This window comes from Sporosarcina sp. NCCP-2716, from assembly GCF_023707985.1.
Taxonomy (GTDB): Bacteria; Bacillota; Bacilli; order Bacillales_A; family Planococcaceae; genus Sporosarcina.
This window is the reverse complement of sequence record NZ_BRCF01000007.1, coordinates 123,237-147,901: the sequence shown is the minus strand read 5'-3', so window position 1 is coordinate 147,901 and position 24,665 is coordinate 123,237. Positions and strand designations below refer to the sequence as shown.

General features: G+C 47.0%; 26 protein-coding genes. 21 read left to right on the top strand and 5 right to left on the bottom strand.

The genetic code is table 11. From position 1 onward, the window contains the following. Positions 1-184: 184 nt before the first annotated feature. Positions 185-535 (bottom strand): hypothetical protein, encoded by a 351-nt coding sequence (locus tag NFU03_RS11395; RefSeq protein ID WP_251638785.1) that lies wholly within the window; start codon positions 533-535, stop codon positions 185-187. 21 nt (positions 536-556) lie between these two features. Further along, positions 557-808 (bottom strand): DUF6036 family nucleotidyltransferase, encoded by a 252-nt coding sequence (locus NFU03_RS15780; RefSeq protein WP_398290262.1) that lies wholly within the window; start codon positions 806-808, stop codon positions 557-559. A 90-nt stretch (positions 809-898) separates the two neighbouring features. On the opposite strand from NFU03_RS15780, the gene NFU03_RS11390 reads away from it, so the two are divergent. The 5 genes from NFU03_RS11390 to NFU03_RS11370 all read left to right on the top strand — a co-directional run bounded on the left by NFU03_RS11390 (position 899) and on the right by NFU03_RS11370 (position 7,478). Beyond that, positions 899-1,318, top strand: coding sequence for a very short patch repair endonuclease (locus NFU03_RS11390; protein WP_251638783.1), 420 nt, complete (start codon positions 899-901; stop codon positions 1,316-1,318). An 85-nt stretch (positions 1,319-1,403) separates the two neighbouring features. Next, positions 1,404-2,666 (top strand): DNA (cytosine-5-)-methyltransferase, encoded by a 1,263-nt coding sequence (gene dcm, locus NFU03_RS11385; RefSeq protein WP_251638781.1) that lies wholly within the window; start codon positions 1,404-1,406, stop codon positions 2,664-2,666. A gap of 68 nt (positions 2,667-2,734) precedes the next feature. Then, on the top strand, positions 2,735-4,123 hold the full coding sequence (locus tag NFU03_RS11380; protein WP_251638780.1) for a Sau3AI family type II restriction endonuclease: 1,389 nt from the start codon (positions 2,735-2,737) through the stop codon (positions 4,121-4,123). 169 nt (positions 4,124-4,292) lie between these two features. Next, positions 4,293-5,408, top strand: a complete 1,116-nt coding sequence (gene ald, locus NFU03_RS11375) for an alanine dehydrogenase (RefSeq protein ID WP_251638779.1) — start codon at positions 4,293-4,295, stop codon at positions 5,406-5,408. Between the two features lie 846 nt (positions 5,409-6,254). Further along, the gene (locus NFU03_RS11370; protein WP_251638778.1) at positions 6,255-7,478 is read left to right on the top strand and encodes a DNA cytosine methyltransferase; all 1,224 of its coding nucleotides are present in this window, start codon (positions 6,255-6,257) and stop codon (positions 7,476-7,478) included. Positions 7,479-7,495: 17 nt separating this feature from the next. Here NFU03_RS11370 and NFU03_RS11365 read toward each other — a convergent pair whose 3' ends face one another. Continuing rightward, entirely contained in the window at positions 7,496-9,418 is a 1,923-nt protein-coding gene (locus NFU03_RS11365; protein WP_251638777.1) for a Shedu anti-phage system protein SduA domain-containing protein, read from the bottom strand. Between the two features lie 1,070 nt (positions 9,419-10,488). On the opposite strand from NFU03_RS11365, the gene NFU03_RS11360 reads away from it, so the two are divergent. The 7 genes from NFU03_RS11360 (at position 10,489) to NFU03_RS11330 (ending at position 14,437) form a co-directional block, all read left to right on the top strand. Beyond that, the gene (locus NFU03_RS11360; protein WP_251638776.1) at positions 10,489-10,650 is read left to right on the top strand and encodes a hypothetical protein; all 162 of its coding nucleotides are present in this window, start codon (positions 10,489-10,491) and stop codon (positions 10,648-10,650) included. A 465-nt stretch (positions 10,651-11,115) separates the two neighbouring features. Further along, entirely contained in the window at positions 11,116-11,271 is a 156-nt protein-coding gene (locus NFU03_RS11355; protein ID WP_251638775.1) for a hypothetical protein, read from the top strand. 309 nt (positions 11,272-11,580) lie between these two features. Then, positions 11,581-12,648 (top strand): DUF4236 domain-containing protein, encoded by a 1,068-nt coding sequence (locus tag NFU03_RS11350; protein ID WP_251638774.1) that lies wholly within the window; start codon positions 11,581-11,583, stop codon positions 12,646-12,648. Between the two features lie 48 nt (positions 12,649-12,696). Beyond that, a complete protein-coding gene (locus tag NFU03_RS11345; protein WP_251638772.1) occupies positions 12,697-12,897 on the top strand; it encodes a hypothetical protein in 201 nt (66 codons plus the stop codon). Positions 12,898-13,066: 169 nt separating this feature from the next. Continuing rightward, positions 13,067-13,213, top strand: a complete 147-nt coding sequence (locus NFU03_RS11340) for a hypothetical protein (RefSeq protein WP_251638770.1) — start codon at positions 13,067-13,069, stop codon at positions 13,211-13,213. Continuing rightward, complete coding sequence (locus tag NFU03_RS11335) at positions 13,213-13,614, top strand: type II toxin-antitoxin system death-on-curing family toxin (RefSeq protein WP_251638769.1); 402 nt, start codon at positions 13,213-13,215, stop codon at positions 13,612-13,614. The genes NFU03_RS11340 and NFU03_RS11335 overlap by 1 nt, the downstream gene beginning before the upstream one ends. A 136-nt stretch (positions 13,615-13,750) precedes the next feature. After that, entirely contained in the window at positions 13,751-14,437 is a 687-nt protein-coding gene (locus tag NFU03_RS11330; protein ID WP_251638767.1) for a response regulator transcription factor, read from the top strand. An 80-nt stretch (positions 14,438-14,517) separates the two neighbouring features. On the opposite strand, the gene NFU03_RS11325 is transcribed toward NFU03_RS11330, so the two are convergent. After that, positions 14,518-15,711 carry a chromate transporter gene (locus NFU03_RS11325; protein WP_251638764.1) on the bottom strand — a complete coding sequence of 398 codons (1,194 nt, stop codon included), beginning with the start codon at positions 15,709-15,711 and terminating at the stop codon, positions 14,518-14,520. Between the two features lie 414 nt (positions 15,712-16,125). Between NFU03_RS11325 and NFU03_RS11320 the strand changes: the two genes are divergently transcribed. The 5 genes from NFU03_RS11320 to NFU03_RS11300 all read left to right on the top strand — a co-directional run bounded on the left by NFU03_RS11320 (position 16,126) and on the right by NFU03_RS11300 (position 20,077). Continuing rightward, positions 16,126-17,040 (top strand): ATP-binding cassette domain-containing protein, encoded by a 915-nt coding sequence (locus NFU03_RS11320; protein ID WP_251638763.1) that lies wholly within the window; start codon positions 16,126-16,128, stop codon positions 17,038-17,040. Continuing rightward, positions 17,037-17,786 carry an ABC transporter permease gene (locus NFU03_RS11315; protein ID WP_251638761.1) on the top strand — a complete coding sequence of 250 codons (750 nt, stop codon included), beginning with the start codon at positions 17,037-17,039 and terminating at the stop codon, positions 17,784-17,786. Before NFU03_RS11320 ends, NFU03_RS11315 begins: the two co-directional genes overlap by 4 nt. A 16-nt stretch (positions 17,787-17,802) precedes the next feature. After that, the gene (locus NFU03_RS11310) at positions 17,803-18,711 is read left to right on the top strand and encodes a sensor histidine kinase (RefSeq protein WP_251638759.1); all 909 of its coding nucleotides are present in this window, start codon (positions 17,803-17,805) and stop codon (positions 18,709-18,711) included. Between the two features lie 305 nt (positions 18,712-19,016). Next, complete coding sequence (locus NFU03_RS11305; RefSeq protein WP_251638756.1) at positions 19,017-19,700, top strand: YhfC family glutamic-type intramembrane protease; 684 nt, start codon at positions 19,017-19,019, stop codon at positions 19,698-19,700. Continuing rightward, positions 19,697-20,077 (top strand): DUF3887 domain-containing protein, encoded by a 381-nt coding sequence (locus tag NFU03_RS11300; RefSeq protein WP_251638754.1) that lies wholly within the window; start codon positions 19,697-19,699, stop codon positions 20,075-20,077. The genes NFU03_RS11305 and NFU03_RS11300 overlap by 4 nt, the downstream gene beginning before the upstream one ends. Before the next feature lie 91 nt (positions 20,078-20,168). Here the strand turns inward: NFU03_RS11300 and NFU03_RS11295 are convergent, their stop codons facing one another. Then, positions 20,169-21,314, bottom strand: coding sequence for a glycosyl hydrolase family 18 protein (locus tag NFU03_RS11295; protein WP_251638752.1), 1,146 nt, complete (start codon positions 21,312-21,314; stop codon positions 20,169-20,171). Positions 21,315-21,684: 370 nt separating this feature from the next. Between NFU03_RS11295 and NFU03_RS11290 the strand changes: the two genes are divergently transcribed. The 4 genes from NFU03_RS11290 (at position 21,685) to NFU03_RS11275 (ending at position 24,631) form a co-directional block, all read left to right on the top strand. Further along, positions 21,685-21,885 (top strand): cold-shock protein, encoded by a 201-nt coding sequence (locus NFU03_RS11290; protein ID WP_251638750.1) that lies wholly within the window; start codon positions 21,685-21,687, stop codon positions 21,883-21,885. A 370-nt stretch (positions 21,886-22,255) separates the two neighbouring features. After that, on the top strand, positions 22,256-22,876 hold the full coding sequence (locus NFU03_RS11285; protein WP_251638748.1) for a hypothetical protein: 621 nt from the start codon (positions 22,256-22,258) through the stop codon (positions 22,874-22,876). Positions 22,877-23,042: 166 nt separating this feature from the next. Next, positions 23,043-23,600: a sigma-70 family RNA polymerase sigma factor gene (locus NFU03_RS11280; protein WP_251638746.1), complete on the top strand. Its 558-nt coding sequence runs from the start codon at positions 23,043-23,045 to the stop codon at positions 23,598-23,600. Continuing rightward, positions 23,597-24,631 (top strand): DUF4179 domain-containing protein, encoded by a 1,035-nt coding sequence (locus NFU03_RS11275; protein WP_251638745.1) that lies wholly within the window; start codon positions 23,597-23,599, stop codon positions 24,629-24,631. The genes NFU03_RS11280 and NFU03_RS11275 overlap by 4 nt, the downstream gene beginning before the upstream one ends. Positions 24,632-24,665: the final 34 nt, after the last annotated feature.

Genomic DNA, 24,665 nt, shown 5'->3' with positions numbered 1-24,665 from the left:
AATGAAGGAAGGGAAATATGATAACCTCTTCCTAATGAATAAAGCTAATTATACCCAATTATCAGAACATTGCAAGATATATTTCATATCACGTATGTATTCGAAAAGGATGCCAGTTGAGACATATAAAAAAGACACCGTTATAATCACGATGTCTTGGAGCCGGTTATTTAACACGCCGACACTACTCAGCTTTTACGAGCGATATCTTCCTACGGTTTGCTCTGCGAACTGCTAACTGTTCTTGAAATTCAGGAGTCATGAGTTTTTCCCGACGACACATGGCATAGGCGACTGTAAGGGCCTTTGCGACGTCGTCGATCCGTTCATCGTCTTCGGTTGCAAAAATAGCTGAAACATACTGCCGTGCATGCGGTCTGTTGCTGAAATAGGAGGTGCTGTCGGCAGACTGAAGAGCCTGGAATGCCAGCTCGGCCGTGCGGCGACGATAGGCGGTAGCTCCCTCATGAAAATAATCAACTTCTTGTTGAAGTACGTATTCAAGTTCTTGAAGAGATACCAACGCAATCACCATCTTTCATAAGTAATACAATAATTATATACCCTTTTGATCCGGAATTGAGCGCAGTTGGTGGTAGTTCAAGTCAGGGTCTTCAGGGTTTAACATATAGCCAAGATATTCATCCGCCATAGAGAGCAATTCCTGCTTATCACAAAGTAAAAGTAAGTCAGTGTCTCGTAAGTCTTGAAGATCTTTTTCACGCTTGGAAAATATCTTAGTACAAGCAAGTAATTCTATGGACGGAATGTAAATCTCAATGTTTGTAAGTACAATATATATTATCATGTCACGGACTTATTTCTTCTTGCACTTACTCGATAGTTGATGTTTGTTCACTATGAAAGGGGGAAAGGTTGACGTAAAAGGATGATTATCATGCCGGACATCATGTCGAAAGAACAACGAAGCAAGACCATGAGTAAAATCCGTGCGAAATCGAAGCTTGAAGATATATTTGCTAGCGCTCTTTGGAAGCGGGGAATCCGTTTCAGAAGGAATGTCAGGAAGTTGAAAGGCACCCCTGATATAGCTATCAAGAAATACAAGATTGTCATATTTGTGGATTCATGCTTTTGGCATGTCTGCCCGGTACATTTCAAACGTCCGAAGAGCAACCAAGAATTCTGGGATAAAAAATTTAAAAGGAATGTGGAAAGGGATAGGGAAATAGATTCTTACTACAAAGAGGCCGGTTGGAATGTGAAACACGTCTGGGAACATGAAATAAGAGGAGACTTGGAAGCGACAGTGGATGATACTGTAGCTTTCATAAATCATGCGAAGAAAGACCTTTAAAATTATTATCCAAGAGCCTGAAGACCCTTGGATTTTTCGTTGGAAAGTGTATAATGGAACAAATAGACCGAAAGGGTGTTCGGAAATGTCAGACAGCAAAAAGATATCTGTAATTGAATTATTCGCTGGAGTTGGTGGATTCCGCTTGGGGTTGGAGCAAGCCAATGCAGACCTTTTCGAAGTGATCTGGGGAAATCAATGGGAACCTTCACGTAAAGCCCAGGATGCCTTTGATTGCTACACCCGGAACTTTGAGAATGGTATTCATAGTAATGAAGATATCGCCACCGTACCTGATGAGGTGTTCCAAGATATTGCACCAGATATGGTAGTAGGAGGCTTCCCTTGCCAGGATTATTCCGTCGCTAGGACCTTATCTGGCGGGAAAGGGATACAGGGGAAAAAGGGTGTCCTGTTCTGGGAGATAAAACGTATATTGGAGAACGGAAGTCCCAAGTATGTTCTGCTGGAAAACGTGGACAGGTTACTCAAGTCCCCTTCCACACAACGTGGACGCGACTTTGCAGTGATGCTTGCAACATTCAGGGATTTAGGATATACAGTGGAATGGCGTGTTCTAAATGCGGCTGAATACGGTTTGGCACAGCGCCGCCGGAGGGTCTTCATATTCGCATATAAAAATGGTATCCCGTTCGAAACTGAGCAGAGGGACATTGACGGTAATACTATCCTTTTTGAGAAAGGGTTCTTTGCTAAACCGTTTCCGGTTGAAGAGACTCCTTATAAGGAACGCGTGAACCACACTAAGCTACCACTTGATATCGTGGATATTTCCGATGAATTCTCTTTTGCTTTCCATACTGCGGGCATCATGCGCGATGGCGAAATACTCACTGCGCAACCAGTGCCGATTCCGCATTCACCGACTCCGTTATCGGAAATCATTCTGCCGGAGGAGGCGGTTGATGAGAAATTCTATCTTAGTCCCGAGGCTGAAGCGAAATTCAAGTATTTAAGGGGTCCTAAGAAAATTGAGCGTGTGTCTGCAGATGGCCACAAATATAACTTTTCGGAAGGCGGCATGTCACTTGTCGATGAGTTGGACAAACCGGGAAGAACAATGCTGACAAGCGAGGGATCGATAAACAGGAGTACCCATATTGTCCAGTTAGGCGACAGGAAAAGGATGCTTACACCTATCGAATGTGAGCGGTTGAATGGGTTTCCTGATAACTGGACGGCTGGAATGTCCGATAGGATGAGATATTTCTGTATGGGTAATGCATTGGTTGTCACTCTGATTGAGAGGATGGGGAAAAGAATCGAGGAAATCGAATCCTTGGAGAGTGAATATAGCCCAGCAATTCAAATGAATTTAACTTTTTGACCGATACTATAGTATCGGTTTTTGTGTTTTTGTGGTAGAATTTATTACCAATTATAGGAGGGGTGTAGATGATATACAAGAGTCGAAGTGACTTGATGTTGAAGGCGGCAGAGGCTGAAGGGATGACTTTTGGAGATATTGATAAAAGCGGCAGAATACTGAATGAGCGGGCTAAGGGCCACCTTGGACAAATAGTAGAAGAGAGTTTCTTTGAATACAAGGTGAACTCCAAAAGCGAAGCGGACTTTGCTGAATTAGGTATCGAGTTGAAAGTCACACCGGTCAGAACTAATAAAAATGGCACGTTATCATCTAAAGAGCGTCTTGTCCTGAATATCATAAACTATATGGATGAGGTGGATAAGGAATTTGAGACATCAAGCTTTTGGCGAAAAAATAAAGAATTGCTAATAATGTTCTATGAATGGTTGCCAAAAGTCAAACGAGCGGATTACAAAATCATAAAATCTTATCTGCATGAGTTCGAAGAATCAGATTTGAAAATCATCAAGAAAGATTGGGAAGTGATTGTCGGGAAAATCAAAGAAGGACTGGCTCATCAACTTTCCGAAGCGGATACAAATTACCTTGCGGCCTGTACCAAAGGTGCAAATAAAGCCTCCAAGCGGGAGCAACCTTGCAGTGAGGAACTCGCAATGCAGAGAGCATACTCATTGAAGCAGAGCTACATGACCGCCCTCGCCAGGAAAATCATCTCGAAGCAGACTTTGCAAACCATAACCAACGGGAAGGAGCTCGAGAACTTCACTTTTGAAGAAATCCTGGTGAGCAAATTCGAAAAGTATGAGGGGAAGAGCTTGGAAGAGATATCCCGAATGGCAGGAATAGTCCCCAGGATAGGCTCGAAAAATTTCTTGCAGGTTTTCATCAGTGGGCTTCTTGGAATCAAAGGGACGAAACTGGATGACATTGATGAGTTTGCAAAGGCTAATATACAGTTTAAGACTGTGAGGCTGGAACCGAATGGCATACCAAAAGAAAATATGTCATTCAAGAATATCAATTTTACAGAATGGATGAATGAGGAGTGGGAAGATAGTTGGCTGGAAAACTATTTTTCATCGACCAAGTTATTATTCGTGGTTTTTGAATATAAAGAAACGGAGAAAGAAAATCCTGAAAGAGAATTGTTCTTCAAAGGCATCAAGTTGTGGAACATGCCCCTTACAACCATAGAAGGAAAACTTAAACCTTTTTTCTATGAGCTCCAAAACCTGATAAAGGAAGGGATTGAACTACGACCGACTGTGCAAAAAAAGCGCACCATAGTTAACAACAACCTCCCAAAAGCCAAAGCGAATGGAATATGCCATATACGTCCCAAAGCGCGAGATGGTTCGGATAAAGTTGCTCTTCCGGATGGCAGGATGATAAGTAAACAAAGTTTTTGGCTTGACAAAGAATATATCAGTGTAATCATCCAAGAAAACAATTAAACATTTTACATTACGCTTCATAGCACAATATCCGTGAAAATAAACCTGACATTCGATTTGCATATCAGGTTTTACAGCAATGTTTCCGATAATTTGCTATGATTGTTGAGAAAACGTCTGAACGGTACATACTGAACAGCCGGACACTATCACTAGGGAGGAACAAACTATGCGTATTGGAGTACCTAAAGAGGTCAAGAACAATGAAAACCGTGTCGCGATGACACCAGCGGGCGTCTTCAATCTGAAGACCGCAGGCCACGAAGTGCTGATCGAAACCGGTGCAGGCGTCGGCTCGAGCTTCTCGGATGAGGACTACCGGGAAGTCGGCGCGACGATCGTCGATTCCGCTGCGGAAGCCTGGGGGGCGGAGATGGTCATGAAAGTGAAGGAGCCGATCGCTTCCGAATACGGCTTCCTGCGCGAAGGGCTCATCCTGTTCACGTACCTGCACCTGGCACACGAAGAGGAACTGACAAAGGCGCTCGTCGAGAACAAAGTGACGTCAATCGCTTACGAGACTGTCCAGCTGCCGAGCGGACTCCTTCCGCTGTTGGCTCCAATGAGTGAAGTGGCCGGACGGATGGCGACCCAGATTGGTGCACAGTACTTGGAGAAGATGGAAGGCGGCAAGGGAATCCTTCTGTCCGGCGTACCGGGTGTTGACCGCGGTAACGTGACGATCATCGGCGGCGGACAGGCCGGCACGAACGCAGCCCGCATCGCAATCGGCATGGGCGCGCGTGTCACAATCCTCGACCTGTCTGTGGAACGCCTCCGCCAGCTCGATGAGATCTTCGGCAAGGACGTCCAGACACTCGTGTCGAACCCGTTCAACATCGCGAATTCCGTCAAGGATGCGGACCTCGTCATCGGCTGCGTCCTCATCCCGGGCGCCCGCGCACCGAAACTCGTGAGCGAGGAGATGGTGAAATCGATGTCACCGGGCTCCGTGCTCGTCGATATCGCAATCGATCAGGGCGGTATCTTCGCAACGACCGACCGTGTGACGACGCACGATGATCCGACGTACGTCAAGCACGGCGTCGTCCATTACGCTGTCGCCAACATGCCGGGTGCTGTTCCGCGCACATCGACGATGGCGCTGACGAACGTCACGGTGCCATATGCATTGCAGATCGCGAACAAAGGCTACAAGCAGGCATGCCGCGACAACGAAGTATTGCGCAAGGGCCTCAACACGATCGACGGTCACGTCACATACAAAGCGGTGGCGGAAGCACAGTCACTGGAATACGTACCGGCGGAGTCCCTGCTCGGCTGAATTATAAGATTTCCAGGTCCTTTAGCTGGGGCTCTAATAATAAAGGAAATATGTACATTTTATAAATGTACTAAACTAGATGAGCTGAAACAGCAAATGGCCGTCTGGCTATCGGAATGTTACCAGTACAAGGTGCGCAACGCCCTTGCGAGTCGAACAAATACGTATCACTCCCTTCCGTAGTGACAAGCACCCGCTCTGTATGGTGACCGCGAAGCAGCTCGCGACAGCTATCCTTCATTCGGAGACAAGGAAAGTTGATTAATCGAGCTGTATCAGTTTTGATAGCAGAAAATATGAGTAGGGTTGAATTTCATCAGCTGTATAGTTGAAATAACGTACACGCCAGCTAAAGTCACTGAGTTGATTGTAGACTTCGAAGAATATCCATTCTAGACGGCGAAAGAGTTTGTTATTAAAGGGTAGACAGGCAAACGGTCTTCTCTGTCTGAGGAAATGACGAAAGCCATTGTCTGGAAACCGCGTCTCCTGAAGGGAGCGTGTGAGGCAATCCATCAATACACCAGAGGTTCATTTCAACTCATCAACAAACTAGTCACTTAATGCCTTCTATATGGAAAACAGCACAGCTATCGGATAATCGATGAATGGCTGATAGAGAAAGTGATTGAGGAGAACTTGTATAAGTTCTCCCTTTTCTATGAACAGAGCCTGGATGAGTATGTCAAAGTTTTTGGACAAATGACGCCATCTAGCCTTGGTCATTTTTTCTTGTCATGAATACCCTTCCTATTGTTTAGATTGACTTTTATTCCAAATATGTCTGACTGCATATTGTCTTATGTAATTAACTTGGTATACTTTTTAATGAGGAGTTGAATAAACTTGAAGGTCATCGATATTTTTGCAGGTGCAGGAGGATTGTCCGAGGGATTTCGTCAAGAAGGATTTGATATTGTTGCACATGTAGAGATGGACAATCATGCTTGTGATACTCTTAAAACAAGGGAAGCCTACTATTATCTCAAAGAAAAAAATCAGCTGTATATTTATAAGAATTATTTATTAGGAAGAATAACGAGAGAAGAATTTTACAATCTAATTCCACAACAAGTACTAAGTAAGGTAATTGAGGCAGAGATAAACAACAGTACTATTCCAAAGATATTCAATGAAATCGATAGACAATTAGACGGGGATTCGATTCAATTCATTATTGGAGGACCACCGTGCCAAGCTTACTCTACTGCCGGTATTTCAAGAGATCCAAACAGAATGAAGGATGATCCAAGAAACTATTTCTATCGTTACTATATGAGGTTTTTAAAAAAGTATAAGCCTAAGGCTTTTGTTTTCGAAAATGTTCGTGGAATTCTAACCGCCCAAGAGGGAAGGGTCTTTAAAAACATTAAAAGAAACATGAATATTGCGGGATATAAGATAGACTATCGCATTCTAAATGCTAAAGATTTCGGTGTATCACAAGACAGGGAAAGAGTTATTATTATAGGTTGGAAAAAAGAGATTGAATTCTCTTATCCACACTTTAACAAAAGTGAATCGCCTTTAAGTATAAGGGAGCTGTTTTCAGATTTACCAAAATTACATGCAGGGGAAGATGTAAATGGTATAGGAAAATATATTTCAAATATTCCTGCACTAGGACAAATAAGAAATCCTAGTTGGGACATTCTAACATACCACATTGCTAGACCGCACAATAACAATGACTTGGAAATCTATAGATATGTAGTAGACGTTTGGAACAATGAAAATCGTTTAATAAAATATAATGAACTGCCAAAGGAAGTTCAAACGCATAATAATAAAAAAACTTTTTTAGATCGCTATAAAGTACTAAAGCTTGAGGAAGTTTCTCACACTATTGTCGCTCACATTTCGAAAGATGGACATTATTACATACATCCAGATATAAAACAAAACCGGTCAATAACAGTTAGAGAAGCAGCACGTATACAATCGTTTCCAGATGATTTCTATTTTGAACGCTCTAGAACGGCGGCATTCAAACAAATTGGAAATGCGGTACCTCCCATGATGGCTAAATTGATAGCGAGTGAATTAAAAAAGATAGAATCCGAAAATTAGTCTTCGGATTCTATCTTTTATGATTGGAACGATTCGTCTTTTGTTTTTTCAATATCTTCTTGCAACTGAATAAAATGCTTGTGATATTCTTTTGCTTGATCAAGCAACTCTGTATATGTTTTTATGACTAAGTCACCGTTTTTTGAGAGTGCATTATATAATGTTTGCTCAGTTCTATTTAAATCATCTCTATTGCTAATGAGAAATGTTTTAAGTGATTTTAAATCTTCCCCACGCTTTTCACGTAAAAAGCTTGAATAATCAACTGCTTGGTTTATTTCCTTCGTTGTAATTTTGGTATTCGGACGTTTTAATTCGATAATAATCACATGCCCATTTGTATTAGAACAAATGAAGTCTATCCTTCTATTAGGTTCTTCTAAATCTGCATCAGGAAACCTTTCTTTTAATAATTTGCTGTAGGTAACCTCTCTGTCGAATGTTGTCATCCTTGGTTCTAGAATCCACGGAAATTTTTCTAAAAATGGTTGTATGAATTTTGTTTCCGAAGCGTTGCTTTTTATAAAATTTTCGAATTTTCTAATAGTTTCAATTCGACCGACCGCCAATTTAGCCATTTCATTCACTTCAATAGTTTCCCAGTCTTGGCTTAACTTTTGCATATTCTCTACAGTTATATCTTTATCGTTCAATTCACTAACATAGTCTTTAAAAGTATCAAATTTAAATTGATTCTTGAGCGACTTCAGCAAAGCCACCATTTTTTTAGCATCATTCTCAGTAGGAAGGTTCTTAATCAATTGGTTTTCAATATTTTGAACTATTTTCCTGTCTGGACCTGACAAGTCATTATAAAAATTTGGTGGTAAGAAGCTTTCTATTTCGCCTCTTCTTTTTTTAGCTCGTTCTTGTCTCCACTCATGGGATATGTATTTCAAAATAAAATCTAATGATCTTTCTAATCTGATTAAATCGTCATTAGAATCCCAAAGGATAGATTTTCTATCCGTGGCTACGATGTCATCTTTGTCTGATTCGTCAATAAAGTCGGTGTGAAAGTAGCCAGTCACATAAGTATTGAACAAATCATTAGAACGATCGTTAAAGAATCCACGCTCTTGAACCAATTTTTTTCGAGCATAAATGATGATACCGCTATGTTTTTGTGGAAGGGGTGTTTCTGCAGTGATAATCTGTCCAGTTACATTCTCTTCTTCTAACCATTGCAAATCCGAGTTTGTCTTAATAGGTTCTTTGAAATCATGGGGGAAGTTCCAAATGAACTCAGTCCGGAGGTTATTGAAAAATTCTTCATTGGTTACTACGACTTCCTTATCCTCTGTGAGATCAACAATTTTCACTACAAAATCTTCGTCGAAAATTTGGAATCTCGAAGACAAACCCTCTGCTAATTTTTCGATTGGTGTAATTTTTTGTTGGTGAATATTAATTAATTCAATTAAGGTTCCGTTTGTTTCATCGGGTGCTTTTTCTTCATGGCTTAAAAGTTTAGGTTTATAGATACTAGATGATTCTTTAATAACACCGTAATTCATTAAAAAGCTATTTTTAACATTTTCTACTGTAGAAGTAATAATGATTTCCTCTGTTATGCCGAAAACTGCTAATTTGCCCAAGCCTTTTTTTCCTGTAACTTTTCTCTTCTTATTTCTTGACCACCCTGATTCTTTATGAGTTCTTCTGTTTCTTCCAATCACTAAGAACTCATTATTTATTTCATCTAATGTCATTCCGTGGCCGTCGTCTTGTATCATTGCTTTCTTAGCTTCATAATCAATAAGAATTGTTACATTCTTAGCTTCGGCGTCATAGGAATTGGATACTAGTTCTGCAATGACTGGAGGGAAAGTATTGTATAGTTTAACCCCTAAATGATCAATGGTATTCAAATCGAATGTCATCTCTAGGGGGTTATTAATAGCAACTTCGGCTTCTTCTAATGAACGATTCATTGACATTAAAATTCCTCCTCGCAAATGTGTGTGACATTAATTTAATATTGTATACTTTAAGCGATTTTTTAACGAATAGATGGATGAGTTTTTAATAATCTCACTTAAAACGCTTTATCTTTTCCGGATTATCACGTAATGCTGTATCCGCATCCAACTTATGATTAAAGCTTAATTGAATACTGTTACGAACTAAATCGCCCGGTAATAAAGAGAAATCGGAGATGTGGAAAATCGGCATCACCTTGTCCAGCGCTGCTTCGTATATTTCCGGTTAGGGATTTTGCATGAACAGGTAGGCGGCCATGTGTCACTTAAAAATGTACGGTTGCCGTGCTGCTGGTAAGCTACATGACCTAGTGATCATAAATATAGCAGGACTCCCAGTCTGGTAAAATTTTCCTCTTAATCGAAACGAATCCCTCCCTAAAATCGTTTCCAAGTGGTCATAATCACAGGAAATGGAATAGGCGTCGAGTATAAAGGCTACGTGAATTGATAGGCAACTGCTGTTATACAGAAAACTAGACAATAATTTAATACCACGTTGTTTCTTAAATTGCTCTTTTATACGAATACATAGAAATCAGTAAAGTGAGGGGTTCTTAAAAAACTCCTAATACATAGCATAATAAGATATCTTGGTATTATATTACCATCTTATAACTAGTAAATCTAGCTGGAATTCGAGTTACTAGTACATTATCTTCCTGGAAACCACCCCTACTTGCAATAAATTACACTGCAAAAAGGCTTACATAAATCCTAGGTGGGAGTCGAACCTGCGAACCACAGCTAAGGAGGCAGTTCTATAAGATACTTTAGGCTATTTGTTATTATACAGAAAATAGGAAATCGTTAAAAGTAGATATTTTCCATTTCTGTGAATTATCATTTTCGGATTTCTATGTGAAAGATTACGGTCGGACATATGCTTGCTTTAGAAATGAAACAGAGGTGTCCGAAGAATTCAAAGTGACTATGAATATATCATTGCAAAGCGAATTCATTCTCTCTGCTATTTAGGCTCAGTTGACCTGATTCGTTACTATTTAGCGTATTTATCTAGAGGAAGAATGGATGCGGTAGAGCAGCAGCTGATGATTGGAATGCTGTATTACTCCTCCTTTACCAAGCCACCTGAAAAATTGGGATTTTCCAGTATGGAAGATGGATTGCAGCAAATGCTGTCAGGCGAGGAATTGAAAAAGGAAGTGACTGAGGTACTCACGATTTGACAGAGACGTATCAAAACGGTAGAGAAACAATCGCCATTCTCATATGTATCCCCTTTGCGTGTGCATGCCCAGTATTCATCTAATCAGGTATTATCGGCATTTGGCTACTTCAATGAATCAGCATAGCCGGCATTTCGAAAAGGAATCAATTACTTGGAGGATATTTTCTTCATTACACTGAATAAAAATGAAAAGGATTTTTTTGTCTACATAAAATATAAAAACTATGTAATCAACTAGCACCTGTTCCATTGGAGCGGGGCAGGCGGGGATGATTGGCAGGAGTTTGGGGGAGGTGTAAAGTTCAGATATAATTGGAGGACATCCCTGGTTTTTTATAATAATAGGTTTGTGATTGGTCGTATGGTTTGATGTTAAGGCTGATAGAATTGTAGGGTGCCCGAAATAGTTGGGGTGCATGGTTGGTGCTTTTCCCCTTCCTTAGTGGAAAGGGAGGTGTTCAACATGGAGCTGTTTCTTGAGCTTGCAAAAGAAGTGCTGACAGGGATTGCGCGCGTAGTCAGTGCACGTCTCTTTCAGAAAACCTTATTAAACAAGAAGAAAGACACCCGCGCCGTCGCACGCATAAGAGTGGTTTCCAAAACAAACTATAAGTTTTGACAACCATACCCTTGACGGGAGAGGAGTTCAAGCTCTTCTTTCCTTTACTACCTATCCCCATTCTACGAGGAAATTATACGTGATTCAAGGGCACGAGTTCTGTTCAACGGAGCCGACGTATGTGGTGAATCCTGTTTATATGAAAAATCGTGATTCTGTCCATCTAACATGAATTTTTCCACGAATTCGATTGTTTCGTACACAGATACGCTTTTTTTATGTTTGTATTTACGTAATAAGACAGCCGCCCAAATCCAGTTAGCCGATATGCTATAATTCTGTAAAACACAATGAAAGGGGACATGGATGATGGGCTTCAGGTTCCAGCGGCGCATTAAGATTGCGCCGGGTGTGCGGGTCAATATCAGCAAGAGCGGGGTGAGTACGTCGATCGGGCCGCGGGGCGCTTCGGTGACGGTGGGCAAGCGGGGCGTGCGGGCGCATGTGGGCATCCCGGGGACGGGGCTGTCGTATTCGGAGCAGCTGACGAAGAAGCGGCGGCCGGCGGGGAAGTCCGCCGGCACAGGTGCGAGCCGTCCTGCAGCGAGCCGGACAGCTGCGGGAGATCCGGCTGCGCTGAAAGAAGTGGCGGCGTATACGGCGTATGTCAATCTGCTGCGGACGGTCCATCTGGAGACGGTGCCCCCTGTCGATTGGGCGGCGCTCGCGGCGGACTCCCCGGCGATTTCTGGAGATGGACCTAAGGCGGAAATCGCACGGCGAACGCTTGAGGCGTACAAGCCGTCATGGGTGTCCCGGCTGTTCCGGCGGGAAGCTGCGGAACGGCAGGTGCTCGAGCAGGCGCTGACGGATGCGGAAGCGGCGGATGCTGCGCAGGTGAAAGAGCGAGAAAAGCTGCAGCGGCTTGCGGAGCGTGTGCTGGCGGGTGACCGGGATGCTCAGGAAGAAGCGCTCGGACGGTTTGGTGCTTTTGGAGAGGTCCGATCCTTCGGAAATACGGTGCGGGTGCAGCTGACCGGCGCCAGTCCGGTTCTGTACGTCGAGATAATCGGGGAGGACACGGTGCCTGCGGAGGTGCTGTCGCTCACGGCGAAAGGGACTCTGTCGCGCAAGGTGATGGGCAAAACGAATTATCACGCGCTGTATCAGGACTATGTGTGCAGCTGTCTGATCAGTGCGGTGCGTGATCTGTTCGCAGTCGTGCCGTCTGACGAGGTCCTCGTCCATGTGTATGGCATGGGACAGGCGGATGAGCCACCGGTGAAAGGTTGTCTCGTGTCGGCGCGCATCGAACGGGCGGCGCTCGATGACGTGTTCCTCGACCTGGCCGACAGTTCGGAGTTCGTGAACGCGGCGGAGCACCACATGAACCATTTGAAGACGAAGGGATTCCGGCTGGTGGAGGAGCTGGCGTGATGACAGGCAGTCCTGCTTTTATCTTTAATTGCATAGGAGGTGTGTGACATGAAAAAGAAAGTACATACGTACACGATCACGATGGCGAATGGGGAGCAGTTTCCGGGTGTCCGGCTCGACGGACCGATCAGTCACTGGCTGAGTGGGGTCGCGCAAGTGTTCCTGCAGATTGAGACAGAGACGGGGCAGACGGTCGAGTTGAATAAATATCAGATGGTGAAGGCGGAGTTGACGGATGTGGAGGAGTGAACTGCTGTTAAATACAGTCTGCAGCCCCCTTTATTTATTGGAAATGAAGGATAAATGAGATCGAAGGTTTGATTGAACTATGATAGTATAGGGTATAGTTGATTAACCTCTTCTATTTTTGACCAGATTACCATATATACTACCGAACGCATATATGGAGGTCGATCAAATGCAGAATAAAAAGGAGGATTCAAATATGCAAGCTACAGACAAAAAACAAACTGAATCCACAAAGCGAAAAGAAATGATTAAGGCAAGCTACGAAAAAGCAGTGAAAGAAAACGGGAAAGCTTTGGAAAAGCTTAGTAAGAACTGATGACGCCGGATTATCTCGATGTCGAGGATGTCATCATGCTCCATGATCTGGCGCTGCAGGATTATGAGGGTTTGCCAGGTGTGGACTTGAATAAACTGGATGCAAAATTAGCTTTGCCTAAAACAAACGTCTTTGGTCACGAAAGGTACCCTTCCGTTGAAGAGAAAGCTGCCTGTTATTTGTATGAACTAGCCAGTGGTCATTGTTTCAAAGATGGAAATAAGCGAACCTCCTTCTTGGCGGCCTTTACCTTCTTGGACATTAATGGCTACCAATTGAGCGTTGAGGACGAGGAGGTCTATCGGTTTGTAATTCTGGTGGCCGACAGTGCAACCCGTCCGGAATTTCAGGAAGTTGTTAATTGGATAACGATTCATTCCCATAAGAAAGTGTCAATATAGAAGATAGAAGAGTCAACCATCCCGCCTGCTTATTAGAGCAGATGAGGGTGGTTTTTTTATTCCCCAAGTCCTCCCACTCTTCCCGCTCGTTACTGTATACTCAAACCAACACAACCCAAAAGACAGGTGACCCAACATGGACAAGAAGAAACGGATACTGATCATCGAAGACGATCCGGATATCAGCCGGCTGCTGCAGGTTATGCTGGCGGCGGATGACCGGGAGATTGTGGCGGCGTATTCGGGGACGGAAGGGCTGCTGCGGCTGCAGGGACAGGGCGCGTCATTCGATCTGGTGCTGCTCGATCTCATGCTGCCGGGAATGAGCGGGGAGGAGCTGATCCGCGAAATCCGGCGGGACAGTACTGTGCCGATCCTGGTGATATCCGCGAAGGCGGGTGTCGCGGATAAGGTGGCAGTGCTGCAGATGGGGGCGGATGACTACATGACAAAGCCGTTCCATCAAGAGGAGGTGGCGGCGCGCGTCGAAGTGCAGCTGCGCAAAAGTGCTGTGGCACAGGCGCCGTCCGTGCAGCTTGAATGGCGGGATCTTGCGCTGCATTTGGACAAGCTGGCGGTGACGTTACACGGACAGGCGCTGTCGCTGACGAAAGCGGAACTCGATATACTGACATTGCTGCTGCGCCATCCGGAGCGCGCGTTTTCGAAGAAGGAGATCTACGAAAGCCTCTGGACCGGTCCGTATTATGGCGATGATAATACGATCAGCGTCCACATGTCGAACATCCGAAAGAAGATCGCCGCTGTGACGGCCGAGGAGTATATCAAGACGATTTGGGGGATCGGGTTCATGCTCGTGTGAGCTGAATCGGAAAGAAATCCTGTTTACCGTCCCCTTGTCTTAATGGCGAAGGGATCCCCTATCCGCTCTTCCTGAGTCATTTACATGATTGTCAGAAGGGATCCCCCTGCCGCTCCGGCAACGACAACGATCCAAGGCGGCAGTTTCCAATAGGCAAGCATGCTGAATAGAACGGCAGCGAGCGCAAAGTCAGCAGGTGCCAAGATGGAACTTGTCCAGATCGGAAAGTAAAAGGCAGATATCAGGATACCGATAACGGCTGCGTTGACGCCCAATATTGCGCCGCTGATCTTCGGGTTATTACGTAAGCGATCCCAAAATGGCAATGCCCCGACAATCAGAAGGAAGGCAGGCAAGAAAACTGCGAGCGTTGCGACCATTCCTCCCTGCCAGCCTTTCATCACAGTTCCTAAATAGGCTGCAAACGTAAACAGAGGACCAGGCACTGCTTGTGTCGCGCCGTATCCTGCGAGGAACGCCTCTTCGCTTATCCATCCAGTCGGCACAAGTTCCTGTTCCAATAGAGGCAAAACGACATGCCCTCCGCCGAAAACTAATGAGCCTGAACGGTAAAAGCTGTCAAACATCGCCACCCAGCTGGAACCGGTCACTTCCCGGATCACCGGCAACAGAAATAACAGACCGACGAACAGCGACAGGCAAATCACCGAGATCCTTTTAGTGACCGGGAAGTGTGTGCGAGTCTCTTTCACTTCATTGTTTTTATTGAATAAAAAGAGCCCTAAAATCGCTGCTGCTAAAATGACGCTCACTTGAGTGAACGCGGATTGCCAAAGAAGTGTGGCGAGCAAAGCGAACAGCGCGATGGCCTTTCTTTTTAAATCAGGCGTCAAGTTTTTGGCCATTCCGACAATGGCTTGTGCCACGATGGCGACTGCCACTATTTTCAATCCGTGCAGCCAACCTGCATTTCCAACGTCGAAATCAGTGAGCAGTAGAGCAAAGAGGATGAGCGCAATCACGGAGGGGAGCGTGAATCCGATGAAAGAGATTATCCCTCCTGCTACGCCCGCCCGCATAACGCCAATACCGATTCCCACTTGGCTGCTGGCAGGGCCCGGCAAAAATTGCGACAGAGCGACTAAGTCCGCATATGTCTTTTCATCCATCCATTTTCTTCTTCGTACATATTCTTCATGGAAATACCCTAAATGAGCTGTCGGTCCGCCGAAGGAAGTGAATCCGAGTCGCGTCGAAACTATGAGTATTTCCAAAAGTGATTTAAGTCCCCTTGCAGGGTTAGCAGGGTTCATTGCTGCCTCCTTTGAATTAGTCTTGATTTCTTTGAATTAGTCTTGATTTCTTTGAAGAGTTCGATTGCCTCTTTTCTGACTTTGATTAATCGAAATTCACTATCGACATCCGATATTGAAAGCGTATAGGAAGCCCTCCTTAGTTTCAATATGAAACGGATGGTTTATAAAATCTTTACACTCCTGTCATGGTAGTTTCTTGTAACCCCTAATATTGCGCGATTATCAAGTGGAAGTTTCGCTTGCGCGCATATGTACAACCACTAGGGAGTCTCTGAGAGGAGTCCGGCGCAAAACAGGGGATCCTGTCCAAGTTGGTGTGATCCTTATGATTTCCTTACGTTTTGCTTAAAGGTTTTTAAAACACCCTTTGCTAGACTGGAAGTAGTAAAAGAAAGCGAAGGAGTGAGGACGATGGAGACGGTCATCCAGACCCATCAATTGATGAAAACGTTCAAGGACGTGCAGGTGATCGAGCCGCTCGATTTTACGCTGCGGCAAGGGGAGATCTGTGCGCTGATCGGTCGGAACGGTGCTGGGAAATCGACGATCTTCAAGATGCTGTCGGGGCAGCTGATTCCGACATCGGGTGAGATCCGGCTGTTCGGAAAGACGGGGAATGCGGCAGGGGAGATGCGAGGGAGGATGGGATTCCTCGTCGAGACACCCGCGTTCTTCCCGAATTTCACGGCGGTGCAGAATCTGGAATATTACCGGCTGCAGCGGGGGATCGTGGAGAAGAAACGTGTGCGGGAAGTTCTCGGGATTGTCGGCCTGGCGCATGAGAAACGGAAGAAGTTCAGGGAGTATTCGATGGGCATGAAGCAGCGGCTCGGCATCGCGCTCTGTCTGCTGAGCCATCCGGACTGCCTGGTACTCGATGAGCCGATCAATGGTCTCGATGTGGAAGGGATCCGTGAGATCCGCAATCTGCTTGTACGGCTCAATGAGGAACAGCAGATCACGATTTTCATCTCGAGTCATATCTTGGCGGAGCTGCATATGCTTGCGACCCGGTTCGTGTTCCTGAAAGACGGGGCTATCGTCGAGGACGTGAGCAAGGAGACGCTGCAGACGAAAAGCCGCAAGCAGCTCGTTGTGGCGATGGATGATTCGGCGACGGCTGCCCGGCTGCTTGAACAGGCATATCCGGATATCGATTACCGGGTGCTGCCGGACGGCGTGCTTGCGATCCACAACCATATTGATCAAAGCGGGGATATTAACCGGCTCCTGCTGACGAATGGTGTTTCCGTTACCGAGTTCCGAGTCGAGGCACGCAATCTTGAGGAGTATTTCCTCGGGTTGGTCGGAGGTGAGCCGGCATGATGAATTATATGAAGAGTGAGCAGTACCGGCTTTTGCGGAAGAAATCGCTTCATTTGACGAGTCTTGTCTGCCTGGCGTTGATCGCTGCGGCGGCTGCTGTATTGGCCTACTTCCAGCGGACCGACCCGACGTTCCCTTATGGAACAGCGAGCTTCTACTATTCGAATCTGCTGGGCGGTACGGTGCTCGTGCTGATCGTCATCTTCCTGTTCAACTCCAGTCTGACAGGCCGTGATACGGATGTCTTGAAGAACGCCGTGTCGTTCGGCATCCGCCGGAGTACGATCTACTGGTCCAAATTGCTGCTGACGCTCGGCTATTTCCTGATCATCAGCGTCGTCGGTGTCGCACTCATGATTGCGCTCGGTGAAACGATGCTTGCTACGGACAGCGGATCGGTGCGGAATTTCCTGACGGCACTCGGCAATATGGCGCCGATTGCTTTGAGTGCGTTCTTTTTCATCCATTCGATGAAGATGATGAAGGTCGGGGATGTGTATGTATTCATCGTCCTGCTGGTGGTCTATGGGTTCTCGGGGTATTTGCTGCGGATCGGTGCACAGAAGCTGGACGCGTTCCGGACGCTCTATGACTATGCGCCGGATACACTCCTCGGACAGAATATGATGGCATTCATGGGTCAGACTGTACAGTTCAATGCTGCCTGCTGGGTGACGGGGGTGATTTTGTCGGCTGCGGCCATCGTAATCGGCGTCACGAAGTTTTCGAAACAGACGATCGACTGAAGGAGGGGGATGGCGTATGAGCGGCTGGCTGATAGCGGTGGTGGTGGTGCTTGCGGGACTGCTGGTGGCGGCGTGCAGCTGGGTGCTCGTGCTGCAGGTGGAACTTAGGAAGATGACCCGGCAGCTTGACGGGATTATCAGCAATCCAGGAACCAATGAACGGGTGCGGACGAACACGCAGAGCCGGCCCCTGTCCCGCTTTGCGGCGGCCGTCAACCGGCTCATCGAATCCTCCAAGCAGGAACAGCAGCAGAGCCGGAAAGCGGAACTCGACCTGAAACGGGAGATCACGAATATCTCGCATGATCTGCGGACGCCGTTGACTTCCATCAAAGGCTTCTCGGATCTGCTCAGTTCATCCGCTGTTTCGCCAGACGAGAAAGCTGAGTATTTATCGATTGTCCAAAAGAAGATCGACCATCTCGTCGGGACGGTCGATCTGTTCTTCGAGTTGTCGCAGCTTGACTCGCTGGACAGCGGGCCCGTACTTGAAAACGTGCCGCTCGATCAGATTATCATCGATACGATGCTGACGTACCACAAAGCGTTTGAAGAAAAAGGGTTCGAAGTGCGCATGGGCAGACTGACGGCGGCCCCTGCACTCGCTGACCGGAAAGCGGCGGGTCGCATCGTTGTGAACATTATCCAGAATGCGCTAGCTTACGGCAAAAACTATATCGCAATCGAGCTGATCGAGGACGCAGAGACCATGCGTCTGCGCGCAGTCAATGACACCGACGCCTTCGATGCTGAAGAGCTCGAACGTATCTTCGACCGCACCTACCGTGTGGATCCAAGCCGTGGGGGCGGCCAGCTCGGCCTCGGCCTGCACATTGTCCGTCAGCTTGCGGAGAAGCAGGGCGGCAGTGCGGCAGCATGGATGGAGGACGAGGACTTTGTGATTGAAGTGACATGGAAAAAATAGCGTACCTGTGCACCGAACAAACACGTGTCGTTGAACAATCGCGTTTGTTTCATGTACAGGTACGTTTTTTTGATTTCCTGAAATATGGAACCGAACGGCAGGTGGTCCGTATAGAGAGTAATGAGGGCGACCGATTATCTGATGGGAGGATAGGCGATGAAGCAAGCAAAGATCTATTTTGCCGGCACTTATGTGCTGTTTCCCTCCGTTTTTTTTTGGTCAGTCCGTTCTTTGTGAGCCGGGTCAACTGACATATCTGTGCACCAATCCAACGCAACGTTGAGTCTGAAAAGGGGAGTCGGAATATGGCTGGAGAATTGACTGCAGTGACGGTCGGCCTGATTTTGCCTGCCGTCCTGTTCATATGGGCGCTGATGAAGAAGTGCTGGATCCCATTCGTGCTCGGGCTGCTGGCATTTACAATAGCGCAGCTGTTGATCCGGCTGCCGCTGCTGAGCTGGCTGAATGCACACAGTACAGGCTACCTGATGTGGAGTACGCTTCATCCGGTCGCCTTTGCCTTGTTCCTCGCATTGACCGCCGCGCTTGCGGAAGAACTCGCGCGATTTGTCGCCATCCGGTTTTTCATGAGGCAGCGCACTTGGCTGTCCGGTGTGTTCTTCGGAGCGGGGCATGGTGGCGTGGAAGCGGTCGTCCTGCTCGGGATTCCCGCTGTCGGTCTGCTTGCGGCAGACGCACCGTTTGCGGGTGGTACAATGCTTGCAGTCGGGTCACTGGAACGGATATTTGCTATCACGCTGCATATCGGATTGTCGCTGCTCGTACTGCAGTCGGTGAAGGAAAGACGGCTCCGTTTCCTGGCCGCTGCGATTGTTATCCATATGCTGGCGGACGCTCTCGTCGGCATTCTGCCCATGGTCGTTCCACCTGAATGGCAGCTGCTGGTGACGGAGTCGGTGATTGCTTTGATTGCCATTGTTTTATTTGTGTTTACACTTCGATTGAAACGAAAGGATGGATGGACATGAAGAGATGGGTGGTTGTGCTGCTGGCGGCTGTCATGCTGCTGGGTGCGTGCGGCGATAAGAAAGTGGAAGGTGAAACCGCGGATCGCTTTATTCAGGACGCAGAGCAGGTTGTGACGTTATTGAATGATGGAGATACGGAAGGTGTCCATGGAATGCTCGATGCTACGATGAAAGAGCAGCTGACCGCAGACCAGCTCGACGAAGTGGTCGGGATTATCAAAGAGTCCGGTGAGTACGAGCAAGTGGATAAATCATCTGTCGAGAAGAAGGATGAGTACTACACGACGGTGCTCGTCGTCAAATACAGTGAACAGAAGCGGGTGTTCACTATCACGTTCAACGAGCAGGACGAAGTGGCGGGTTTGTATATTAAGTGAGGTACGCAGAACGGACAGCGCACCGTTGCACCAACCCGACATGAGTGTTTAAACACTCTCGGTTGTTTGGTGCACCGGTGCGTTTATTAATTTATTTTAACCTCTTCCGGACCGTAAAGTTATCCTCCAGCAGCAGCCAGTTCTGCGGGAATGGATAACCCAATACCCAGTAGCTGATACCGCGCAGTTTATATTGCTTCACGAGATCGAATTTTGCCTGGGCGCTGCGGGCGTCTTCGAACCAGACTTCATGCGCCTTGCCAGCCGCGTCGGTGTACCGGTAGAACGGGGACTGTGCAACTGGGTCGTATTGGATGGCGGCCTGCTGCTGGACGGCGCGGCGGACCGCTTCCTGCGGGCTGAACGTTTCCGCTTCCTGTCCGCGGACGAACGGCAGCTGCCAGTCGCGTGCGTAGATCTGGAATCCCATCATGATCTTATCGCGCGGGATGACGGTGACGGCGTAATCCAGTACTTTTTTGATTTCATTCAGCGGGGAGATCGCTTGGGCGGGGCCTTTCCGGTAGCCCCATTCGTATGTCATGAGAACGACGAAGTCGGCGATCCTGCCGTGGGCTTCGTAGTCATGGGCTTCGTAAAGCAGGCCTTTCTGGTCGCTGCTCGTTTTCGGGGCGAGCGCGGTGGAGACGAAGTAGCCTTGTGGGTGCAGGCGGTCGACGGCGAGCTGCAGGAATTGGTTGTAGGATTCCCGGTCGGACGGACGCACATTCTCGAAGTCGATGTTGAGCCCTTGGTAGCCTTTTTCTTTCATGACCGCGAGTATGTTGGTGATGGTTTTCTCCTGGAGCTCCTTGCTCGACAGGATCGTGTGGGCAAGGGCGGTTCCGGACTCCGTAGAACTGAAGTTGGTGATCGCCAGCACCGGCACGACGCGTTCGGCCGCGGCGGACTTGAGCATTTCCTTATCATCGAGTGTCGTTAACGTACCATCATCTTTCACGCTATAGACGAATGGCATCCAATAGGTCAGATGACGGCCGACCTCCTGGATTTCCCGTGCGCCGCTCTCCCCGGCGTTGATCGTATAGGCGTTGACGTCGATGACGGGTTTCGGACGGGTTGTGCCAGAGGCAGTAGGAATGACGAGTGCCTGGCCGACGACCAGTGCATTCGGGTTGTCGAGCCCATTGGCCGCTGCAATCTGATTGGCGGTGACGCCGTAAGCTTGAGCGATCTTCCATAAGGTATCTCCTTGTTTCACTACGTAGATCTGCAATCCGCTTCTCTCCTTCTTGTTCGTCATCCTCACTGTATTCGGAGGAGGGCTGGCGTGTTATCACTTTCAGCGGAACCCGGTCAACCAGGAAAGTCCAGAAAGTCCGGAAGGTACCTGTGCAGCAAACAAACATGAATGTTTAAACATTCACGATTGTTTGCTGCACAGGTACATAAAGAAATAGGATGTGAAAACTTCTTTATAGAACTTCAATCGTTATGGTTGCAATTTCGAGGAAGGCATGTTATTCTTAAGAAGTATTATATTTGTTCTTTTCAAATTGAGAAAAAGTTTTTGATTTTCGTCTAAGGTATTTGAGCAAGCATAGTAACAACACGTGTGGAACACCACACCCAGGAGGCAAAACACTATGGAACAAGGTACAGTGAAATGGTTTAACGCAGAAAAAGGTTTCGGTTTCATCGAGCAAGAAAACGGAGAAGACGTATTCGTACACTTCTCAGCAATCCAAGGCGAAGGTTTCAAATCTTTAGACGAAGGTCAAAGCGTCACATTTGATATCGAGCAAGGACAACGCGGTCTTCAAGCTGCTAACGTTCAAAAAGCATAATCGCCTTAAAAAGACCCTGTTCGCAGGGTCTTTTTTATTTGCCTAAAAACGCATCCGCCGCCTTCGCCTGATGCCTGGAGGGCAGGTTATTCTGCTTCTTTTTACTGCGAAGCCCCCGGTTTTCTGTTACGCTGATTCGTAAAGATGGCGATAGGGGTGCTGACATGAACTGGACACTGCCGATTGGGATAAGCATCGGTACATTTGTAGGCCTGTACTTGTCGAATCGTTCTGTGGCGTCAAGTGTATTTGGGGCAATCGTGGCGTTTGCCGTCAGTTCCATACTATCCATCGTGTGGACGAAACGGGCAAATCGCAAGTGAGGGAAGGGGGCAGTTGGCGGCTGTCCTGCTGAAAGGTGGAAATGGGAATGATGAAAAAAGTGTTGATGGGGATTGGTCTGGCGGCTGTCATTTTTGCGGTGGTTCTGATCTCTGATAAACAAGAATATGAAAACAGGGACCCAGAGCCCACTCTCGACCCCGTGAAACTAACCGAACCGGGTGAGGTATCTGATTATATCGATCCGCCAGGCTTGGGAGAGCATCAGGTGGCCCTGAACCATCTGTATGTGGAGATACCCTATGAAAAGCAGAACGTGAACCTGAGGAAACGGACGACTGAGACAGACGTATTTGTTGATATTACCGATAAAACGACTGGTGAGCGGCTCTATACGTATGGGGAGTCACACGTGTTAAAGGATGATTGGCGGGTGTTCCGCGAGCTCCCGACCAAGAAGGGTAAAATGATCCTGGAAATGGTGGTGGAGATCGACTCGGAGGAAGCGCTCATTCAGGAAGTCATCGGAGCGGGTGTATGGTATGATCCGATGCCAGATCGTGTCATTTCGGATGTGGTCGATACAGGATCGCGTTCAGGTGAGTTCCCGGCTGAGAAGGTGGAAGTCCTGGCGCGGGTCGACTTGGATTGGGACGGTGACCAGGAGAGTCTATATAAAGGGTTTGTCATCGGAGTACTTGAGAATTGATTGTTATGAACAAAATTAGTGAGCGTGCCTGTGCGCGATTCCATCATGGAGGCTATCCTAACATGATGGAGTCGTGCATCGGTTCGCTTTTTTCAGTAATTGTGAGAATAATCAACGCTTCCATTCGTTGTAGTCAGTGAGAACAGCTTTTTGGGGAGACAGGGATATGAAATCGACAGAGAAGAATTTCATCCGCCGGCTGAAGCGGCAGAAGGAAGATGCAATCGAATTCGTCATTGACACTTACATGCCCGTCGTCAAGGCGGTCGTCTGGAAGGTTCTGGGACCGACAGACGCAGATCATGAGGAATGTGTCAGTGATGTGTTTCTGGCGGTTTGGGACCATGCAGATCAGTTCGAAGGGGATGCGTCCGAATTCAAGAAGTGGATCTGCATGGTGGCGAAATATAAGGCGATCGATGCCTATCGCCGTGCCATGAAGCGTAAGGGACGTGAGCATGGGATGGAAGACCTGACATTCATTCAGGATCGGCAGGACGTCCTGCTGGTAAAAGAAGAGCAGGAAGAGCTTTTGATGGCGATGAGCCAGCTAAGTGAGGTGGACCGCGATATTTTCACGATGAAGTATTTCTTGGAAATGTCGAACGGAGAGATAGCCGAATCGCTGAATGTCACGAAGGCGTCCGTCGATAATCGGCTATACCGAGGGAAGAAGAAACTGTCGGCTGTCCTCAAAAACGAATGGAAGGAAGAGTGTGTATGAAATCCTTATACAAGCGGTTGAACGAGATGAAATCGGATGAGGACATCGAGCCGATGGATGTATCACCGGAAGAGAGGAAAGCCATGAAACAGCGGGTCCGGAGGCAGATCAACCGGCAGCGGCGTGTTCCGAAAGTGTGGCGCCATACCGCAGCAGCAGCTGTCATTGCGTTCGCCTCCCTCGCGACGCTCGGCTTCGGATTCCCGACACTTGCCAGTCAAATTCCGCTCGTCAGCAATATCTTTTCCATCTTCAACGAAGACCATGACGGTTTTTATACAGCCTATGAGAACTTCGCAACGGATGTCAGCGAAGCGCAGACGAGTAATGGTATTACGATTACAGTCGACCAGGCGATATATGACGGTAAGACGGTGACACTGACTTATTCAGTTGAAACTGAGAAGGAACTTGGGCAGAATAGCGGTGTGAATTCGTTACTTGATGTTGACCATGCGACGGGTGCAGGCGGCACATCTGCAGCCCTGCAGGAAGTCGGTGATGGAAAGTATGTCGGTATGTTGACGACAACGCCAAATTTCAATTCACCGCAGGATGTTATCCAAGTGAGCTGGAAGCCAGAGAGCGTCGACAATTATGATACCTTGAAAGAGTTAAAAGGGGATTGGAAATTCGATTTCAAGCTGCATGCCATTAAGGGTGCTGCTCAAAACGTGAACCAATCTACTGAAGGGAACGGGATCAAAGTCAGCATCGATTCAATTCAATATACGGATATCTCGACAGTGATCGAGTACAGCCAAGTGGTCGACCCGTTTTTGCTAAAGCAATGGGATTGGGTAACAGCTCAACTTCTGATTAAAGATGATTTGGACAACGAATATATGCCAAATGGCAACAGTGGTTTTAGCGATCACGGGCAGAATTATCAATGGAACACGACGGTCAAGAACATCGACAAACAGGCATCCGTGCTGAAAATTACGCCACAACTCACCCTCGACAATGAAAAAACAGGAATGCATAAAACGCTGTCTCTCGACCCGGTAGAAATTAAATTGCAAAAATAAGTTGTAGGTGACATGCTTGAAAAAGCCATGTCTT

Coding starts and splice junctions, on each gene's coding strand:
- NFU03_RS11310 (WP_251638759.1), top strand. CDS start 17,803: ATGAGCGGCTGGCTGATAGCGGTGGTGGTGGTGCTTGCGGGACTGCTG.
- NFU03_RS11300 (WP_251638754.1), top strand. CDS start 19,697: ATGAAGAGATGGGTGGTTGTGCTGCTGGCGGCTGTCATGCTGCTGGGT.
- NFU03_RS11350 (WP_251638774.1), top strand. CDS start 11,581: ATGGGCTTCAGGTTCCAGCGGCGCATTAAGATTGCGCCGGGTGTGCGG.
- NFU03_RS11325 (WP_251638764.1), bottom strand. CDS start 15,711: ATGAACCCTGCTAACCCTGCAAGGGGACTTAAATCACTTTTGGAAATA.
- NFU03_RS11290 (WP_251638750.1), top strand. CDS start 21,685: ATGGAACAAGGTACAGTGAAATGGTTTAACGCAGAAAAAGGTTTCGGT.
- NFU03_RS11335 (WP_251638769.1), top strand. CDS start 13,213: ATGACGCCGGATTATCTCGATGTCGAGGATGTCATCATGCTCCATGAT.
- NFU03_RS11395 (WP_251638785.1), bottom strand. CDS start 535: ATGGTGATTGCGTTGGTATCTCTTCAAGAACTTGAATACGTACTTCAA.
- NFU03_RS15780 (WP_398290262.1), bottom strand. CDS start 808: ATGATAATATATATTGTACTTACAAACATTGAGATTTACATTCCGTCC.
- NFU03_RS11275 (WP_251638745.1), top strand. CDS start 23,597: ATGAAATCCTTATACAAGCGGTTGAACGAGATGAAATCGGATGAGGAC.
- NFU03_RS11365 (WP_251638777.1), bottom strand. CDS start 9,418: ATGTCAATGAATCGTTCATTAGAAGAAGCCGAAGTTGCTATTAATAAC.
- NFU03_RS11315 (WP_251638761.1), top strand. CDS start 17,037: ATGATGAATTATATGAAGAGTGAGCAGTACCGGCTTTTGCGGAAGAAA.
- NFU03_RS11360 (WP_251638776.1), top strand. CDS start 10,489: ATGGATGCGGTAGAGCAGCAGCTGATGATTGGAATGCTGTATTACTCC.
- ald (WP_251638779.1), top strand. CDS start 4,293: ATGCGTATTGGAGTACCTAAAGAGGTCAAGAACAATGAAAACCGTGTC.
- NFU03_RS11380 (WP_251638780.1), top strand. CDS start 2,735: ATGATATACAAGAGTCGAAGTGACTTGATGTTGAAGGCGGCAGAGGCT.
- NFU03_RS11355 (WP_251638775.1), top strand. CDS start 11,116: ATGGAGCTGTTTCTTGAGCTTGCAAAAGAAGTGCTGACAGGGATTGCG.
- NFU03_RS11340 (WP_251638770.1), top strand. CDS start 13,067: ATGCAGAATAAAAAGGAGGATTCAAATATGCAAGCTACAGACAAAAAA.
- NFU03_RS11285 (WP_251638748.1), top strand. CDS start 22,256: ATGATGAAAAAAGTGTTGATGGGGATTGGTCTGGCGGCTGTCATTTTT.
- dcm (WP_251638781.1), top strand. CDS start 1,404: ATGTCAGACAGCAAAAAGATATCTGTAATTGAATTATTCGCTGGAGTT.
- NFU03_RS11305 (WP_251638756.1), top strand. CDS start 19,017: ATGGCTGGAGAATTGACTGCAGTGACGGTCGGCCTGATTTTGCCTGCC.
- NFU03_RS11280 (WP_251638746.1), top strand. CDS start 23,043: ATGAAATCGACAGAGAAGAATTTCATCCGCCGGCTGAAGCGGCAGAAG.
- NFU03_RS11390 (WP_251638783.1), top strand. CDS start 899: ATGCCGGACATCATGTCGAAAGAACAACGAAGCAAGACCATGAGTAAA.
- NFU03_RS11320 (WP_251638763.1), top strand. CDS start 16,126: ATGGAGACGGTCATCCAGACCCATCAATTGATGAAAACGTTCAAGGAC.
- NFU03_RS11330 (WP_251638767.1), top strand. CDS start 13,751: ATGGACAAGAAGAAACGGATACTGATCATCGAAGACGATCCGGATATC.
- NFU03_RS11345 (WP_251638772.1), top strand. CDS start 12,697: ATGAAAAAGAAAGTACATACGTACACGATCACGATGGCGAATGGGGAG.